This is a genomic window from Halosimplex carlsbadense 2-9-1, from assembly GCF_000337455.1.
GTDB classification, from domain to species: domain Archaea; phylum Halobacteriota; class Halobacteria; order Halobacteriales; family Haloarculaceae; genus Halosimplex; species Halosimplex carlsbadense.
In genome coordinates, this window is the sequence record NZ_AOIU01000031.1 from 297,426 (window position 1) to 313,052 (window position 15,627).

13 protein-coding genes are annotated in these 15,627 nt (G+C 71.7%); 1 reads left to right on the top strand and 12 read right to left on the bottom strand.

Annotation, left to right across the window (positions count from 1 at the left end):
* Nucleotides 1-31 precede the first annotated feature (31 nt).
* From C475_RS13680 to C475_RS13725, 10 genes are all read right to left on the bottom strand, one after another.
* The gene (locus C475_RS13680; protein WP_006884441.1) at nucleotides 32-376 is read right to left on the bottom strand and encodes a helix-turn-helix transcriptional regulator; all 345 of its coding nucleotides are present in this window, start codon (nucleotides 374-376) and stop codon (nucleotides 32-34) included.
* A gap of 26 nt (nucleotides 377-402) precedes the next feature.
* Nucleotides 403-1,146 carry an NRDE family protein gene (locus C475_RS13685; protein ID WP_006884442.1) on the bottom strand — a complete coding sequence of 248 codons (744 nt, stop codon included), beginning with the start codon at nucleotides 1,144-1,146 and terminating at the stop codon, nucleotides 403-405.
* Between the two features lie 57 nt (nucleotides 1,147-1,203).
* Nucleotides 1,204-2,772 (bottom strand): class I adenylate-forming enzyme family protein, encoded by a 1,569-nt coding sequence (locus C475_RS13690; protein ID WP_006884443.1) that lies wholly within the window; start codon nucleotides 2,770-2,772, stop codon nucleotides 1,204-1,206.
* Nucleotides 2,769-3,833: an o-succinylbenzoate synthase gene (gene menC / locus C475_RS13695; protein WP_006884444.1), complete on the bottom strand. Its 1,065-nt coding sequence runs from the start codon at nucleotides 3,831-3,833 to the stop codon at nucleotides 2,769-2,771. Before menC ends, C475_RS13690 begins: the two co-directional genes overlap by 4 nt.
* On the bottom strand, nucleotides 3,830-4,786 hold the full coding sequence (locus tag C475_RS13700; protein WP_049930596.1) for a 1,4-dihydroxy-2-naphthoate polyprenyltransferase: 957 nt from the start codon (nucleotides 4,784-4,786) through the stop codon (nucleotides 3,830-3,832). The genes menC and C475_RS13700 overlap by 4 nt, the downstream gene beginning before the upstream one ends.
* Before the next feature lie 68 nt (nucleotides 4,787-4,854).
* Complete coding sequence (locus tag C475_RS13705; RefSeq protein WP_006884446.1) at nucleotides 4,855-5,412, bottom strand: PAS domain-containing protein; 558 nt, start codon at nucleotides 5,410-5,412, stop codon at nucleotides 4,855-4,857.
* Between the two features lie 118 nt (nucleotides 5,413-5,530).
* Nucleotides 5,531-6,058 carry a hypothetical protein gene (locus C475_RS13710; protein WP_006884447.1) on the bottom strand — a complete coding sequence of 176 codons (528 nt, stop codon included), beginning with the start codon at nucleotides 6,056-6,058 and terminating at the stop codon, nucleotides 5,531-5,533.
* A 205-nt stretch (nucleotides 6,059-6,263) separates the two neighbouring features.
* On the bottom strand, nucleotides 6,264-9,332 hold the full coding sequence (locus C475_RS13715; RefSeq protein WP_006884448.1) for a 5'-nucleotidase C-terminal domain-containing protein: 3,069 nt from the start codon (nucleotides 9,330-9,332) through the stop codon (nucleotides 6,264-6,266).
* Between the two features lie 410 nt (nucleotides 9,333-9,742).
* Nucleotides 9,743-10,639, bottom strand: coding sequence for a 1,4-dihydroxy-2-naphthoyl-CoA synthase (locus C475_RS13720; protein WP_006884449.1), 897 nt, complete (start codon nucleotides 10,637-10,639; stop codon nucleotides 9,743-9,745).
* A gap of 108 nt (nucleotides 10,640-10,747) precedes the next feature.
* The gene (locus C475_RS13725) at nucleotides 10,748-11,134 is read right to left on the bottom strand and encodes a RidA family protein (protein WP_006884450.1); all 387 of its coding nucleotides are present in this window, start codon (nucleotides 11,132-11,134) and stop codon (nucleotides 10,748-10,750) included.
* A gap of 144 nt (nucleotides 11,135-11,278) precedes the next feature.
* Here C475_RS13725 and C475_RS13730 point away from each other — a divergent pair, with 144 nt between their 5' ends.
* Complete coding sequence (locus tag C475_RS13730; RefSeq protein ID WP_006884451.1) at nucleotides 11,279-12,382, top strand: J domain-containing protein; 1,104 nt, start codon at nucleotides 11,279-11,281, stop codon at nucleotides 12,380-12,382.
* An 18-nt stretch (nucleotides 12,383-12,400) separates the two neighbouring features.
* On the opposite strand, the gene menD is transcribed toward C475_RS13730, so the two are convergent.
* Both menD and C475_RS13740 read right to left on the bottom strand, forming a co-directional pair.
* Nucleotides 12,401-14,206 carry a 2-succinyl-5-enolpyruvyl-6-hydroxy-3-cyclohexene-1-carboxylic-acid synthase gene (gene menD / locus C475_RS13735; RefSeq protein WP_006884452.1) on the bottom strand — a complete coding sequence of 602 codons (1,806 nt, stop codon included), beginning with the start codon at nucleotides 14,204-14,206 and terminating at the stop codon, nucleotides 12,401-12,403.
* The gene (locus tag C475_RS13740) at nucleotides 14,203-15,549 is read right to left on the bottom strand and encodes an isochorismate synthase (protein WP_006884453.1); all 1,347 of its coding nucleotides are present in this window, start codon (nucleotides 15,547-15,549) and stop codon (nucleotides 14,203-14,205) included. Before C475_RS13740 ends, menD begins: the two co-directional genes overlap by 4 nt.
* Nucleotides 15,550-15,627: the final 78 nt, after the last annotated feature.

Genomic DNA, 15,627 nt, shown 5'->3' on the forward strand with positions numbered 1-15,627 from the left:
CCGAGAACGTCGAAAAGGGACGGTCGCCGCGCTACTCCTCGTAGGCGAGGTTCATGACGAACTGCGAGAAGGTGTCGCTGTGGGCGTTGACCTCGTCGTCGCCGACGAACGGGGAGAGCTGGTCGCCGGCCATCAGCAGCGAGAAGTCCAGGTCGCGGGCGGCGGGCGTCAGATAGTAGGTGTTGTGTCCGTTGTAGACAGTCTCCTCGCGCTGGATGAGGTCCTGGTCGGCCAGCGCGTCGGCGATGCGGCTCCCCTTGCGGGAACTCACGTCCAGCTCCTTCCAGAAGTCGCTCTGGTGGATGCCTCCCGTCTCCCGGATGAGTTCCAGTCCCGCGTACTCGTCCTCGTTGAGGTCGGCTTCGGCAGCGGCCATACGGGTACGGTCCGTGTCTGACCGGTTTAAACCTGGCCCTCCACGTCCCGGTAGTCGGTCTCGCAGGGCGGCCCGTCGGCGTATCGGTAGCGGGATCCCTCGCGGCCGATCTCGACCAGCGACGACGAGCGCGTGCCGAAGCGGTCGCGGTGGACGCAGACGCCGTACTCGTGGTCGGCGATTACGTTCGCGGCGCGGTCGAGCCACGCGGTGCTGGTCTCGCCGGGTTCGACGGTGAGCGCGGACGCTACCTTTCCGGCGTTCTCGGCCTGTGCTTCCCCGGCTTCGGCGCGGGACTCGGGAATCGCGTAGTCGCCGTCGGCGCCGACGTTGACGACGACGTGGACGCCGGGGTCGAAGTTCCGCACGCGGCGGGTCTCGCCGTCCCACTCGACGAGCAGGGCCGCGCTCTCGTCGGCGAGGACGAGGTTGAAGCCGTCGTACTCGCGGTCGTCGAGTTCCCGCTCGACCAGGCGGGCGGCGTCCTCCGCCGAGGACTGCCGGAGCGCGTCGCGGACGAGCAGCCCGCGCGACCGCTCTCCGGCGGGTTCCCGACCGTTCCAGCGGTTCGTGATCGCGACGAGCAGGCCGTGCTCGTTGTAGCCGATCCAGGTGCCGCCGGCCTCCTCGTCGCGTGGGGCGACGACGCGGGGCGACTCCTCGATCACCTCCGGGGGTCGCGACGGTCTATCGAGCGCCTCGTCGCGGTTGGCCGCGGCGACGACCGGCGCGTCGGAAAACACCTGCCAGGCGAAGACGAGCGTACACACGACTCCCGATAGGCGACCGAGCGGATTAAATCTCGTGGCGAGGTCCGCGCCGGGGGTCTACGCCCCGTCGCGGACCGCGGCGAGGCGCTCGCACACGGTCTCGCGGTCGACCGTCCCGGAGTGCGTTCGCGGGATCTCGTCGGTGAATCCGACCGTCTTCGGGACGGCGAACGCCGCGAGGCGGTCGCCGACGGCGTCGCGGACGCGCTCGGAAGTGAGGCTGGCGGTCTCGGATTCACTCTCGTCGGGCACGACCAGCGCGGCGACGCGCTCGCCCCACTCCTCGTCGGGGAGGCCGACGACCGCGGCGTCGGCCACGCCCTCGACCGCGCGGAGCGCGTCGGCGACCCGCGCGGGGTGGACGTTCTCGCCGCCGGTGACGATGGCGTCGTCGACGCGCCCGACGACCCAGAGCCGACCGTCCCCGTCGGCGTATCCCAGGTCGCCGGTGTGGAATCCCAGGTCGTCGAAGGCGGCCGCCGTCTGGTCGCCGTCCAGATAGCCCGGCGCGACCGTCGGTCCCGAGACGACGAGTTCGCCCGACTCGCCGGCGTCGAGTGGAGTCCCGTCGTCGGCGACGAGGGTCACGGTCGTCGGTTCGAGCGGGCGACCGACGGTATCGGTGTACTCGCGGGCCTCCGCGGGCGTCGCGGTCGCGATCTGTGAGGCCGTCTCGGTCATCCCGTAGGTCGGGCAGGCGGGGACGCCGCGCTCGGCGCAGCGCTCGACCAGTTCGCGGGTCGCTGGCGCACCGCCGAGCAGGACGAACCGGAGCGAGTCAGCGGGCGTCCAGCCCGCGTCGAGCAATCGAGTGAGCATCGTCGGGACCAGCGAGACAGCGGTGATATCGAACTCGGCGAGGACGCGGGCGGTCGCCTCGGCGGCGAACTCCCGCTGGACCACGGTCGTCGTCCCGTAGAGGGTCGACCGGACGATCGGCGCGAGCCCGCCCATGTGGTAGGTCGGGAGACAGACGAGCCAGCGGTCGCCCGGTTCGACGCCGAGCCGGTTGGCCGAGCCGACCGCGCTCGCGATCAGGTTCCGCCGGGTGAGACGCACGCCTTTCGGCTCGCCGCTGGTCCCGGAGGTGAACATGACGACGCGCTCGGCGTCGAGCGGGCGTGCCGACGGTGGGACGGCCGCGGGGTCACCGGGCGCGAGCGGGGCGACCTCGTCGGCGGCGGGGTCGTCGACCGACGCGACCGGCGTCCCCGGCGGCGCGACAGCGCTCGCTCGGTCCTCGGTCGCGCCCTCGCAGACGAGCAGGTCGATATCGGCTCGCTCGGCCTGCGAGCGGAGCCGCTCGGTCGGGAGGTCGACGTTCAGCGCGACCGCGCCCGCACCGAGTCGGCCGAGCGCGAAATACAGGTCCGCCACCGCGGGACGCGTCCCGAGCAACAGACCGACGCGAGCCCCGTCGAGGTCGGTGTCGGCGACGGCTTCGGCGGCCGCGGCGCGGGCGGACGCTCGGTCGTCGAGGTGGGCGTACGTCCACTCCCCGCCGTCGTCGGCGTCGACGACGGCCGTCGCCGCCGGGCTCGCGGCGGCGCGCTGGGCGAGGAGGTCCCTCGACGGGTCCGCGACGGGGTCGTCGACCGGCCACTCCGCCGGATTCGGGAGCGTCACCGCCGGCCCTCCGCGATTTCGACGCCGAGCCCCGAGTCCTGCGGAACCGCGATCCGTCCGTCGGAGACGGGTGCGGGGTCGTCCGCCAGGTCCGTGGCGAGCATCTCGGCGGTAGCGAGCCCGCAGGGCGCCACGTCGGGGATCGCGGCGGCGACGTGGACGGCCGCGGTCCGGGCGACGACGGCGTCGACCGTGGTGGTCACGACGGGTTCGATCCCGCGGTCGCGAGCGCGCAGAGCGAGGGTCTGGGCGTTGCCCGGCCCGCCGAGGACCATGGGTTTGAGAATCGCCACGTCCGCGGCGTCGGCGGCGAAGACCTCGGCCATCGAGTGTTCGACGAGCCCCTCGTCGACGGCGATGTCGACCCCGTTCCCGCGGAGATCCGCGAGTCCCGCGAGGTCGTCGGCGGCGACCGGCTGTTCGACGTAGGCCACGTCGAGCGGCTCGACTCGTTCGATGGCCCGCTCGGCCTCGGCACGGGACCAGCCGCCGTTGGCGTCGAGGCGAAGCGTCACGCGGTCGCCGACGGCCTCCCGGACGGCGCGGACCCGCTCGATATCTTCGTCGACCGAGCGCGCGCCGACCTTGCATTTCAGGCAGTCGAACCCGTCCTCGACGGCCTCATTGGCGTGTTCGACGGTGGTCTCCGGGTCGCCGTCTCCGACGGTGGCGTTGACCGGCACCGACCGGACGGTCCGGGAGTCGTCGAACCAGCGGTAGAGGGGGATCCCGTCGGCCCGCGCGTCGGCGTCGAGCAGCGCGGTCGCGAACCCGTGGCGGGCCGCCGGGATCTCGTCGGCGTCGAATTCGAGGAGCCCGGCGCTGTGGGCGCCGCCCGCGCCAGCGTCGAGCGCGCGCTCCAGCCCGGTCTCGCACTCGTCGAGCGACTCCGTCCAGCCGGGAAGCGGCGTCGCCTCGCCCACCCCCCTCTCGCCCCGGTGGTCGTAGCGGACGAGGAACCCCGACCGCTCGGAAATCTCACCCGCGGCGGTCGCCAGCGGCGATTCGAGCGGGAGGGAGAAGGGGTCGATATCGTCACGGGCCGAAGGCTCACCGCTCATAGCAGTGCGGGCGCGGCGAGGCCGGCCGTGAACAGGACCGAGTGGACGAACAGCGTCTGTCCAACCCGTTCGAGCGCCGGATTGAGCGCATCGCCGTCGGTGTGTTCGAGCACCGTCTTCGAGACCATCGCCCCGAGCGGGAGCGAGAGAAGCGGTGCGAGCGCCGGGAGTCCGTAGGCGGGGTCGAGCGCGAAGACGACGGGGACGACGTAGGCCATCCCGACCAGGGCGAGGAACTCGACGCGGCTCCAGCGGTAGCCGAGCATCACCGCGAGCGTGCGCTTGCCGGTCTCGGCGTCGGTCTCTCTGTCCCGAATGTTGTTGACGACGAGGATCGCCGTCGAGAGGGCCGCGGCGGGGAGACTGGCGATGACGGCCGCCAGCGGGAGCGTGTCGGCCGGGAGACCGGTCGGGAACAGCCCCACATCGGCGTGCGTGACCGCCTGGACGTAGTAGGTGCCCGTCACGGCGACGACGCCGAAGTAGACGAACACGAAGAGGTCGCCGAGCCCGCGGTAGCCGTAGGGGTAGGGCCCGCCGGTGTAGAGGACGCCGGCGGCGATCGACGAGAGCCCGACGACGAGGATGGGGACCCCGCCGATAGCGACGAGGTAGGCGCCGACGACGACGGCCAGGGCGTAGGTGGCGACCATCGCCCACTTGACCTGGGCGGGCGGGATGAGCCCGCCGGCGGTGACGCGAGTGAACCCCTCGCGGTCGTCGGTGTCGGCGCCGTTGACGGCGTCGTAGTAGTCGTTGGCGAAGTTGGTGCCCACCTGGATGAGCAGGGCACCGACGAGCGCCGCGAGCCACGGCAGGGCGGCGAACACCCCGGCGTGGGCCGCCAGACCGGCACCGACCACGACCGGTGCCGACCCCGCGGGCAGCGTCTGTGGCCGCGCGGCCATCAGCCACGCCCGCCGCTTCGATACCTGCGCGTCTGCGGTCGACATACCCGTAAATCGGGACCCGGCGAGTGTCAAAGTTGGCATCCACGGACGGGTCGGAGGCCGGTCGCCGGTCAGTCCGCGGGGACGGCGGCCTGGAGGCCGAACCAGTGTCGGACCGTGCCGTCGTCGCCCGGGCTCGGGACGAGCGTCACCCGGTTCGTGAACGGCGTGCCGTCGGCCCGGTAGTTTCGCAGTTCGACCGTGACGCCGTTCCAGTTGCGCAGCGCGTTCCGCAGGGTGTCCACCGCGGCGCCGTCGGTTCCGGGTCCCTGTAGTCGCCGCAGGTTCTCGCCCCACAGCGCTGCCAGCGAGTGGCCGGTCAGCCGTCGCGTCGCGCGATTGGCGTACAGCACGGGGTTGTCGTGGTAGGCCGCGCCCGCGACCACGACGCCGAGCGGTGCTTCCGCCAGCATCCACGCGCGCCAGACCGGCTCCCTGTCCGACACGTCGAGGGGCGCGACGGCGGCGGGCGGGTCGAACGTCTCGGGATCCGCCCCCAGCCGCTGCGCGTCGAAGTCGTACTCAGAGGCCAGCCGGTCGACGCTGTCGCGGAACGACCCGCGGTCGGCCGTGAGCGCCTCGCGGAGCGCCGCGCGCAGTTCCGGTCGTGGCGTCGGTCCTCGGTCCACGTCGGTCGGTCTGCACCGGACCGGCTTAGTCGCAGTGACTCCGCCCGAGAGCGCTGCCAGGCGCCGCGTCACTCTCACGGCCGCGGGCTCGTGGCTCCGTGCGCGTCGCTCCCCAGCCTCACCGACTCGCCAGTCGCGCCAGCCCCGTGCGGACCCGCTGGCCGAGGTGACCGACCTTCCGCCGGACGTACGACTCCCGGCGATAGTCGAGGTCGAGGTCGTCGAGAATCGCCCGCATTCGCTCGGAGCCCGCCTCGCGGTCGATGCCGGCGTCCCGGACGTGTTTCAGCGGGTGTCGGCGCCAGTTGTTCTCCTCGTGAGCGTACACGTCGATCTGCCTGGCGTCCTGCCTGACGAGGACGGCGTGGAGCTGTCGGTCGGCGAACGGCGACTCGCGGGACACCCAGCTCCCGTTCGTCTGCTTGCCCAGGCGCGTGTAGTGGTACATGCTCACCGGGTTCCAGCTGAACCCGTGTTCGGACAGGACGGACTCCAGGCGGTCGATATCGGTGTGCACCGTCCCCGCGTATCCGCTCGGATACACGCGGATCGTCTCGTCGGTGACCGTCCGCATCGCCCGGTCGAGGACGGGGCCGAGCGCCCGGCGGAGCCGATAACTCACTCGTCGCTGGACGCCGTCGGACATACGCTGGTTTGGAACGACGACGGGGTGAACGTTACGTTCGGATCGAATCCGGATACGCCCGCGACCAGCGGGACCAGATTGCCGAGGAGTATCGGCGCGAAACCGACGACTGCGGGACGCTGCTCGGGGTCGAGCGTGGAGGGAATCGGAGTCGTCCGCCGGTTCGGACGGCTCCTGTGACAGCAGTCCCTTGCGGGGTGACCGCTCACTCGGGCATCGTGGCGTCGGTGCGTTCGACCGCCCGTTCGACGACGCGGTGGGCCTGCCGCCAGGACTGTCGGAGCTGGCGGATCGCGCTGGCACGCAGTCGGATCGCCCGTCGCCCCTCGGCGTCGCGGGCGCGGTCCATCGTCCGCTCGGCCCGGTCGTACATGCGGTCGGCGTTGTCGAGGTGCGACGCCATGCTCCGGAGGACGCCTTCGCTGTCGATATCCTCGCGCGAGTCGTTCAGCAGTCGTCGAGCGTCGGCGACCTCCCGGGCGGCCGTCCGGTTGTCGGCGCGCACGACGAGATCCGCGGCCGCGGTGGCGTTGGTCTCGCCGCCGGTGCCGGCGAACGCCGTCAACGCCTGCACGCCGACGGCGTCGTCGGTGAACAGGGTCGCCGATTCGGTCCGGACGGGCCCCCGGTAGTACTCCCGCGACCCGTCGAACCGCTCGCTCGCGCGGTCGCGGGCGGACTCGTAACGACCGGCGTCGGCGTCGAGGGCGTCGACCGTCTCGACCGCGTCGGCTCTCAGCGCCCGCGGACTGCGGCGGTCCTCGCCGCCGCCGTCGTCGGGCTCGGACCCGTTCTCCGTCGCGAGGCTCTCCCAGCCCTCCAGATCGCCGTTCAACACGGAGTCGTCGAAGTAGCTCCGCTGGCCGTCGTACTCGGCGTCGGTGTAGCCGGCGTAGAGCTGAAGATGGTCGCTCGCGGCCGCGAACTCGCCGAAGTCGCCGCGGTCGAAGGAGACCAGCAGGTCGTCGCCGGTCAGGCGGACCCGCTCGGCGGCGAGGGCGGCGCCCGTCGCGTTCTCGACGCGCACGGCGGAGTCGTTCACCGACACGACCGCCTCGGGCACCTCGTAGTGGACCGGCACGGTCGACCCGTCGGCGGCGAAGATCCACTCGGTGCCGACCTCGCGGTCGACCCGCCGGATGCGGTTGGTGTCTCGCGGCGAGACGGTGCCCTGTCGCTCGATGTAGTCGGCGACGGCGGTGCCGTACAGCGTGAGGTCGGTGCTCACGGTCGGGTCGTCGGCGAGGTCGTCCCAGCCGGCCATGTAGGAGTTGACCGTCACGTTGTACGTCGCGTTCGCCCGCAGCGGTTCGCCGCCGACGTACACGTCGCGGACGACGGAGTCGGCGCCCTCGTGGGCCACCATCTCGTAGGTGACGCCGCTGACCTGCAGCTGGGCCTCCTGGCCGTACTGCTGGCCGCCGCCCGATTCGAGCGTGACGACCTGGCTGGCGAGCAGTTCCGTGAGTTCGGCGCCCGAGAGGCGCTTGGTGACGAGCGTGTTGCCGAACGGCAAGGAAGTGTACACGTCGTCGTAGGTGACGTTGCCGGGGCTGAACGTGAAGTCGCCGCGGATGCCGCCGGCGTTGGTCACCGCCACCTCGGCGCCCGTCTGCGCGCGGAACGCGTCGGTAACGAGGTTGCCCCACGCCGTCTCGTCGTGGTAGTTGGCCGCGAAGGTGGAATCCAGCGGGACCGTCGTCCGGCCGATGACCGCCGAGAGGTACTCCCCGCGGGCCGAGGAGACGATCCCCTCGACCGTCTCGTTGACCGGGACCGACTCCTCGCCGGCGACGGACAGCAGCCGGCCGTCGGCCATCGCGACGCTGCCGTTCGCGCCGACGGTGAGGTTGAGTTCGCCGAGGTAGGCCGCGCGGCCCTCGGCCTCCATGATCACCGCGCCGTCGGTGACCTGGGGCTCGTAGGCGACCTCGTCGTCGCCCGTGACGATCACGTCGATGTTCTCCGTCTCGCGGGCGAGTTCCTTCGAGTCGCCGACGCCGATGTGCGCCGCGGCGACGACCACGTCGACGTTCTCCTCGGTCTTCAGCTCGGTCGCGACCTCGGCGCCGACCTCGCTGTAGTCGGCGACCTCGTAGCCCGCTTCGTCGAAGTCGACGGCGGTCTTGGGCTCGATGGCCTCGTCGACGAGGCCGACGATGCCGACGCGGACGCCGTCGCGCTCGACGATCGTGTAGTTCTCCGTCCCGGGGACGCCGCCGCCGTCCTCGGCGCGGACGTTCGCGAGCAGCCACGGGTACTCCGAGGCGGCCGTGTAGTTCGGGACGGCGTCGAAGCCGTAGTCTAAGTCGTGGTTGCCGACCACGTCCGCCGCGGGGTCGATGGCGTTCGTCGCCGCGACCGGGACCGTCCAGTTGCTGACCGGCGAGAGCGAGCTCGGGCTCACCTGGTCGCCGCCGCCGACCACGACGGTCGGATTGTCGTGGGCCCCGCGTCGCTCGTTCACCGCGCCGGCGAGCCGGCCCATCGCGGTCGGATTCGACGCCGCCGTCTGTACGTCGTTGTACGAGAGGAGCGTCAGCGTCGTCGCGTTCGCGGGCGTTCCGGCACCTGGCGCACCGCCGTCGCCCGCCGACCCATCGTCGCCCTCCGAACCGTCGTCCGGCGGTGCGGTGATCGGCCCGACGGCCTGTGGCTGGATCTTGAACGCGCCGAAGCTGTAGAAGAGGGGGCCGGTCAGGTTCGTGACGACCCGTCCGGTCTCGTTGGGCGTCGTCGCGTCCCCGGCGGTCACGTCGTCGACCGCGACCGCACCGGAGCCGTCGTCGACGGTCCACTCGCCGTACTGGCCGGGCGTGGCGGTCGCGGTCGCGTTCGACACCGTGACGAGCACGCCCTCGTAGCGCTCGGCGCCGACCGCACCGGTGTCGAGCGCGACCGGGTCGGGCGCCGGTGCCGTACCGGTCACGGTCGTCGACGCGCTCTCGGCGGTCGCGTCGAGTTCGGTCAGGTTGTAGTACTCGGTGACCGGCGCCGTCACTGCGACGGCGTCGCCGGGCGCCACGCTCGGCTGGCTCCCGGTGTAGACGTAGACGCCGCTGTAGGCGCCGGTGCCGTTCTGGACGTAGTATCCCTCGCTGACGACGGCGGTCACCGTCCCCGCCGTGGTGACGGTCTCCCCGGCGTACGGCGAGGCGTCCGTCGCGCCGTCGGGTCGCTGGATCTCCTCGATTGCCACCTGTGCGTTGCCGGACTGGGCCGCCGCGGTCGGGACGACGGCCGGGACCGCCGACCCGACCAGCAGCACCGCCATCGTTACTGCGAGAACTGTGCGACTCGATTGGGACTGATCTGTAGACACGGTTCACCTACACATCAAAACAACCACCAATTGAAACTTGATAATGGCCGTACGTAGCGATGGGGAGCGGTAGGGCCCGCTCCCGAGCGGACAGTTTTCGAGCGGCTCCGTAGTGGATCGAGCTCGGTTCGAAAATGGGAGGGCGTTGCGGTCGCGGTTGCGGTGGCGGTAGCGGTGACACCAGGGCGAGCACCGGACGCGAGCGAACGCAGTGGGCGAGTCGTCCGGCCTTCTTCGCGAGCATCGCGAGCGAAGGCCCGCCAGAGCTTGCTCTGGCGGTGTTTTCACCCAGTTTTTGCCGCCCGGTTTCCTCGCGCGCCTCTGGCGCGCTGCGGGGAACCCGGGCGGCAAAAAGATGGCTCCTAGTAAAACCAGTCGTAGTCGTCGAACTCGGGGTCGCGGCCCTCGTTGAAAGCGTCGCGACCCTCTTTGGCTTCGTCGGTCATGTAGCCCAGTCGCGTGGCCTCGCCGGCGAAGACCTGCTGGCCGACCATGCCGTCGTCCGCGGCGTTGAAGCCGTACTTGAGCATCCGGATGGCCATCGGCGACTTGCCGGTGATGCGGTCGGCCCAGTCGAGCGCCGTCGTCTCCAGTTCCTCGTGCGGGACGGCCTCGTTGACCATGCCCATGTCGGCGGCCTCGTCGGCGTCGTAGGTCTTGCCGAGGAAGAATATCTCGCGGGCCTTCTTCTGGCCGACCTGCCGGGCGAGGTAGGCCGAGCCGAAGCCGGCGTCGAAGCTCGCCACGTCGGGGTCGGTCTGGAGGAACTTCGCGTGGTCCTCGCTGGCGAGGGTGAGGTCGCAGATCACGTGCAGGGAGTGGCCGCCGCCGACGGCCCAGCCGGGGACGACGGCGACGACGGGTTTGGGGATGTGGCGGATCTGGCGCTGGACTTCGAGGATGTGGAGGCGCCCGGCCTCGGCGGCGTCTTCGCGGTCGGCGTCGTCGTCGCGATATTCGTAGCCGTCGTCGCCGCGGACCGACTGGTCGCCGCCCGAGCAGAAGGCCCAGCCGCCGTCTTTCGGCGACGGGCCGTTGCCCGTGAGGAGGACACAGCCGATGTCGGACTGGCGTTTGGCGTGGTCGAGCGCGGTGGAGAGTTCGTCGACGGTGCCCGGGCGGAAGGCGTTGCGCTTCTCCGGGCGGTCGAAGGCGATGCGGACGGCGGGGGTGTCGGTCCCGCGGTGGTAGGTGATGTCGCGGAAGTCGACGGCGTCGACCGGCTCCCAGCGGTCGGGGTCGAAGATCTCGGATACCATGGCGGCCCTCGGGTCGGACCGCGCAAAAAGATTCCTCAGTCGGCGGCGACCCGGTCGTTCCCGCACGTTTCCCCACGTTCTCGCACGTTCCCGCACGTCCCCGCGCAGTCAGTCTGTGACGACCGCCGTCGCCTCGACCTCGACGCACAGTTCCTCGTCGACGAGGCGGCTCACCTCGACCATTGTCGCGGCCGGACGCACCTCGTCGAACACCTCACTGTGGGCGCGACCGACGGCCTCGTAGTCGTCGATATCGGTGACGTACATGCGCGTTCGAACCACGTCAGAGACGCTCGCGCCGGCCTCTTTCAGCGCCCCGTCGACGATATCCAGCGCGGCCTTCGTCTGTTCGTAGGGGCCCTCGCCGACCACCTCGCCGCCCTCGTCGACCGGAGTCGTGCCGGCGACGTGGACCTGTCCGTCGACCGCGACCGCCCGCGAGTAGCCGACGTGCGCTTCCCACTCGGTGCCGCTGGAGACGGTTCCCCGTGACATATGGGTGACCTGAAAGGGCGTCGAAAAGTGCGTTCCGGTCGTCGCGGACGAGGCCGCCTGAGCCGGACGCTATCGATCCCGATAGTTCGGGCACAGGGATTTTATCGTCGGCCCACGAAGTCGAGACGATTCAGGGCGTTCCCCATGACAGAGACCTTCTACGACCGCCTCGGTATCGACGCCGACGCGACGACCGAGGAGATCGAGGACGCCTACCGCGAGGCGATAAAACGGGTCCACCCGGACGTGAGCGACGACGTGGACGCCGGGGAGCGCACGAAGCGACTCAACGAGGCCAAGCGCGTGCTGACCGACGGGGCGGAGCGCGCCAGGTACGACCGCCTCGGGCACGCGGCCTACACCGGCGAGGGGACGCCCGACGCCGGGTCGACGCGGACGGCCGCCGGGAGCGGCGACACCGGGTCGGGTTCGGCGCCCGAGTCCGACCCGGGTTCCGGATCCGCGACGACGGCGTCGAGAACTGGCGAGTCGGGAACCGGCGGTCCGAGTTCGGACACCGCGACCGGAACGGACCGGTCCGGTCGCGACGGGAACACGTGGCGCGGGTCCCAGCAGCGCGGCCGGCGCTCGGGGGCCGGCCGGTCGGCAGGCGGGACGGACCGGCATCGCCGCGAGCGAACGCGTGGGCGGGGACGAGCGGACGGCCGCGGGACGGCCGGGGAGGCCGCCGACGGGACGACCCGTTCGACGGGCGGGTCGACGGGGCCGTCCTGGCAGTCGAGCGGCGCGGCCGCCGGCGCCGGAGGGGCCAAGAGCGGTAGTTCCCCCTCCGCCCGGCGCCAGGCGGCCGCGGGCGCCTCGAACGGCCCCAACGTCGACTGGTCGTGGAACGCGTGGGACGCCACCGGCGCCTGGGCCGTTCGGAACGGCCCGGACGGGGGCGGCGGGCTCCGACTCAGCCGCCTGTTCCCGGTCGACCAGTCGGTCGTCCTGCTGGTGTCGACGTTCGTCTGTTACCCCTTCTTCGTCGCCGCCACGCTGTTCCCCGCCTTCCCGCTGGTCGCCCGGGCGACCGTCGGCGTCTGCACGCTCCTGACCTTCGCCTACCTGCTGTCGATCCCGGAGGTCGCCATCCTCGTGTTCGGCCTCTGGAGCGTCGTCGTGCCGATACTCCTGCTCGCGGTGCCGGGACTCGCCGTCTTCTCGCTGGCCGGCGTGATCGGCCTGACCGCGACGTGGGTCCCGCTCGGCATGTCGGTGCTGACGTTCACGCTCGTGCGGTCCTGAGAGCGGCCGCGGCGAACGTCAACGGTCCTCGGCGACTCGCTCGCAGACGCGCTCGTGCAGTCGCTCGCGCCGGCGGTGGCTCGCCTCGCCGTCGGTCCGTATCTCGATGACCTGCGTCCCCTCGCTGGTGAGCGACTCGCGATAGGCCCCTGCGAAGTCGTCGATGTCGGTCGCGCGCCGGAACGACAGGTCGTACATGTCGGCCGAGTGCTCGAAGTCCAGCCCGTGGGGCGTGACGAACTGCTCGGTGAACGGCGGGTCGAACGCCTCGATGGGCAGGATGTGGAAGATACCGCCGCCGTCGTTGTTGATGAGGACGATCGTCGCGTCGACGCCGCAGCGGGCGACCGAGAGCAGCCCGTTCGCGTCGTGGTAGTACGCCAGGTCGCCGGTGACGAGCACGAGCGGGCCCTCGGTCGCGCTCCCGGCGCCAAGCGCGGTGCTCGTGATCCCGTCGATGCCGCTGGCGCCGCGGTTGCCCAGCACGGTGAGGTCGGCGCGCCGCGGGCGTCCGAAGCGGTCGCAGTCGCGGACTGGCATGCTGTTCGAGACGAACACGGTCGCCGGGTCCGGCGCACCGGTGACGACTTCCGAGAGGACGGCGCCCTCGAAGGGCGTCCCGGCGGTCGCCGACTCGGTGGCCTCGTCGAGGAGATTCCAGTGAGCGGCCTCGGCGCGCTCGAAGCGGGTGCGCCACGCCGCGGCGGAGGCGTCTCCGCCCCGGTCGCCGTCGGCCGGCGACCGGTCTTCGACTCGCTCCGCGAGCGCCGAAACCGCCGCGCCGGGGTCGGCCTCGACGTAGTCGGTCGCGGTGAACTCGGCTTCGGGCCAGTCGCCCGCCGGATCGACGACGACCTGCCGCGCGTCCGCCTCGGCGAGGTACCGCCGCAGTACCTTCGACGTGGGCGAGGCGCCGATCCGGAGGGCGATATCGGGGTCGGGCCAGCCCGCGGCGTCGAGATAGGAGTCGTAGCCGCCGAAGACCGGTCGGTCGGCGACGAGCGGCCCGTGCCGGAGCCCCGAGAGCGGGTCGGCCAGCAGCGGGACACCGGTCGCGTCGAGCAGTTCGCCGACGACCTCGGGGTCGGTGACGCCCGGGTTCAGCGGCCCGGCGACGATCAGGCCGCGCTCGGCCGATCCGAGGGCGGCGGCGATCTCGTCCATCGCGGCGTCGTTCGGTTCGAGCCGCCCGCTCGTCGTCCGGACGAACGGCCCGTCCCGGCCGTCGACTGCCAGCGGCGCCTCGTCGGCCAGCGAGTCGGGCACGTCGCCGGGCGTTTCCGTGGGTTCGAGCGGCTTCGCCACCGGGAAGTTCAGGTGGACCGGACCGGGATCGGAGCCGGTCGTCTCCGCGACGGCGCGGTCGGCGGCGACCCGCAGCGACCGGAGTCGTCGGGCCTCGGGCGCGGGCTCGGGCAGGGTCTTGTACCACCGGACTGCGTCGCCGTAGAGCTTCGCCTGGTCGACGGTCTGGTTGGCGCCGCTGTCGGTGAGTTCCGCCGGTCGGTCCGCCGTGAGCACCAGCAGCGGGACGCGGGACTGATTGGCTTCGATCACGGCCGGGTGGTAGTTGGCCGCGGCCGTCCCGGACGTGCAGACCACTGCAGTCGGCTCGCCGGTTCGGCGGCCGCGACCGAGCGCGAAGAACGCGGCCGATCGCTCGTCGAGCACCGAGTACGTCTCGATATCGTCGTGTTCGGCGAGCGCGACGGTCAGCGGCGTCGAGCGGCTCCCCGGCGAGACGACCGCGGCGGTGACGCCGCTCTTCGCGAGCTCGTCGACGAGCGTCCGCCCCCACAGCGTCGCGCGGTTGGGCGCGGTCATTCGAGCGCGTCCAGCACCGGGCGGTACTTCAGCTGTACCTCGTCCCACTCGCGGTCCGGGTCGCTGTCGCTGACGATGCCGTTGCCGGCGAACAGCGTCACCCGTCGCTCGGTCGCGACCGCCGAGCGGATGGCGACAGCGAAGGTGCCGTCGCCTTCGGCGTCGAACCAACCCACCGGCGAGGCGTACCAGCCGCGGTCGAACGCTTCGGCGTCCTTGATCGTCTCCAGGGCCTCGTCCGGCGGGAGGCCGCCGACGGCCGGCGTCGGATGCAGCGCCTCGACCAGCGAGAGGACGTGGTCGTCCTCCGCGAGTTCGGCCGTCACCGGCGTCTGGAGATGCTGGACCGTCGCGAGCCGGCGCACGGTCCGGTCGCCCGTCGAGATCGAGGTGGCGTACGGCGACAACTGGGACTTGATCGCCTCGACGACCAGATCGTGCTCGTGACGGTCCTTTTCGCTGTCCTGCAGTTCGCTGGCGAGCCACTCGTCTTCCTCCGGGGTGTCGCCCCGACCGGTCGAACCGGCCAGCGCCTCGGTCCTGACGGTCCGGCCGTCCCGGCTGATCAGCCGCTCGGGTGTCGCGCCGAAGAAGTGCCCGCCGCCTTCGGGGGCGACGAGGAAGCGGAAGCAGTCGGGGTAGGTGTCAGAGAGGCGTTCGTACACCGACGGGACCGACAGCTCGTCGCGCAGGTCGACCGTCAGCGCCCCGGCGAGGACGACTTTCCGGAGCGTCCCGCGGCGGATGCGCTCGACGGCGGCCTCGACCTGCCGGCGCCAGCCGGCGTCGTCGGGGGTGAACGTGCGGCGCTCGATCCCGGGGCCGTCCTCCGGGAGCGTGTCCTCGAGCCCCTCGACGCGGTCGACCCACTCGTCGAGTCGCGCCTCGGCCTCGGTCCCGGCCGACGGCCCGGTCGCGGTCGCGACGACCCAGGTCGAGCCGTCGTCGGTCCGAACGACCTGGACGGCCGGGAGCACGAACTGCGCGTCGGGGAAGCCGTCCCACGGCGACTCGCCCTCGTCTTTGTCGCCCTCGTGGAACGCGAAGCCGCCGAACAGTCGCGGCCGGGCGGCCCGCGGCAGGTCGGACTCGACGGCGCGACCGGCGAACAGCGCCTCGCCGGCCCGCCGGACGTGGTCGAAGCGGTCCGGACCGTCGGCGGTGATCGTCGCCGCCGACCCGCCGGCGGCGACTCGCTGGCCCTCGGCCGACCAGGCGACCGTCGGTCGCGGGAGTTCGCCGAGTACGGTCCCGAGCGCGACGCCGTCGACCTCGCGTCCGCGCGTCGCGATGGTCGTCTCGTCGGGTTCGACCGACGACTCGTCACCACGGAGAGGTTCCATCTCCAGGCGGTTAGGACCGTACGCCTTTCAGCCTAACTACTTCGCGCCGCGACGCCGGATCCTCGACTGAGGCCAGTC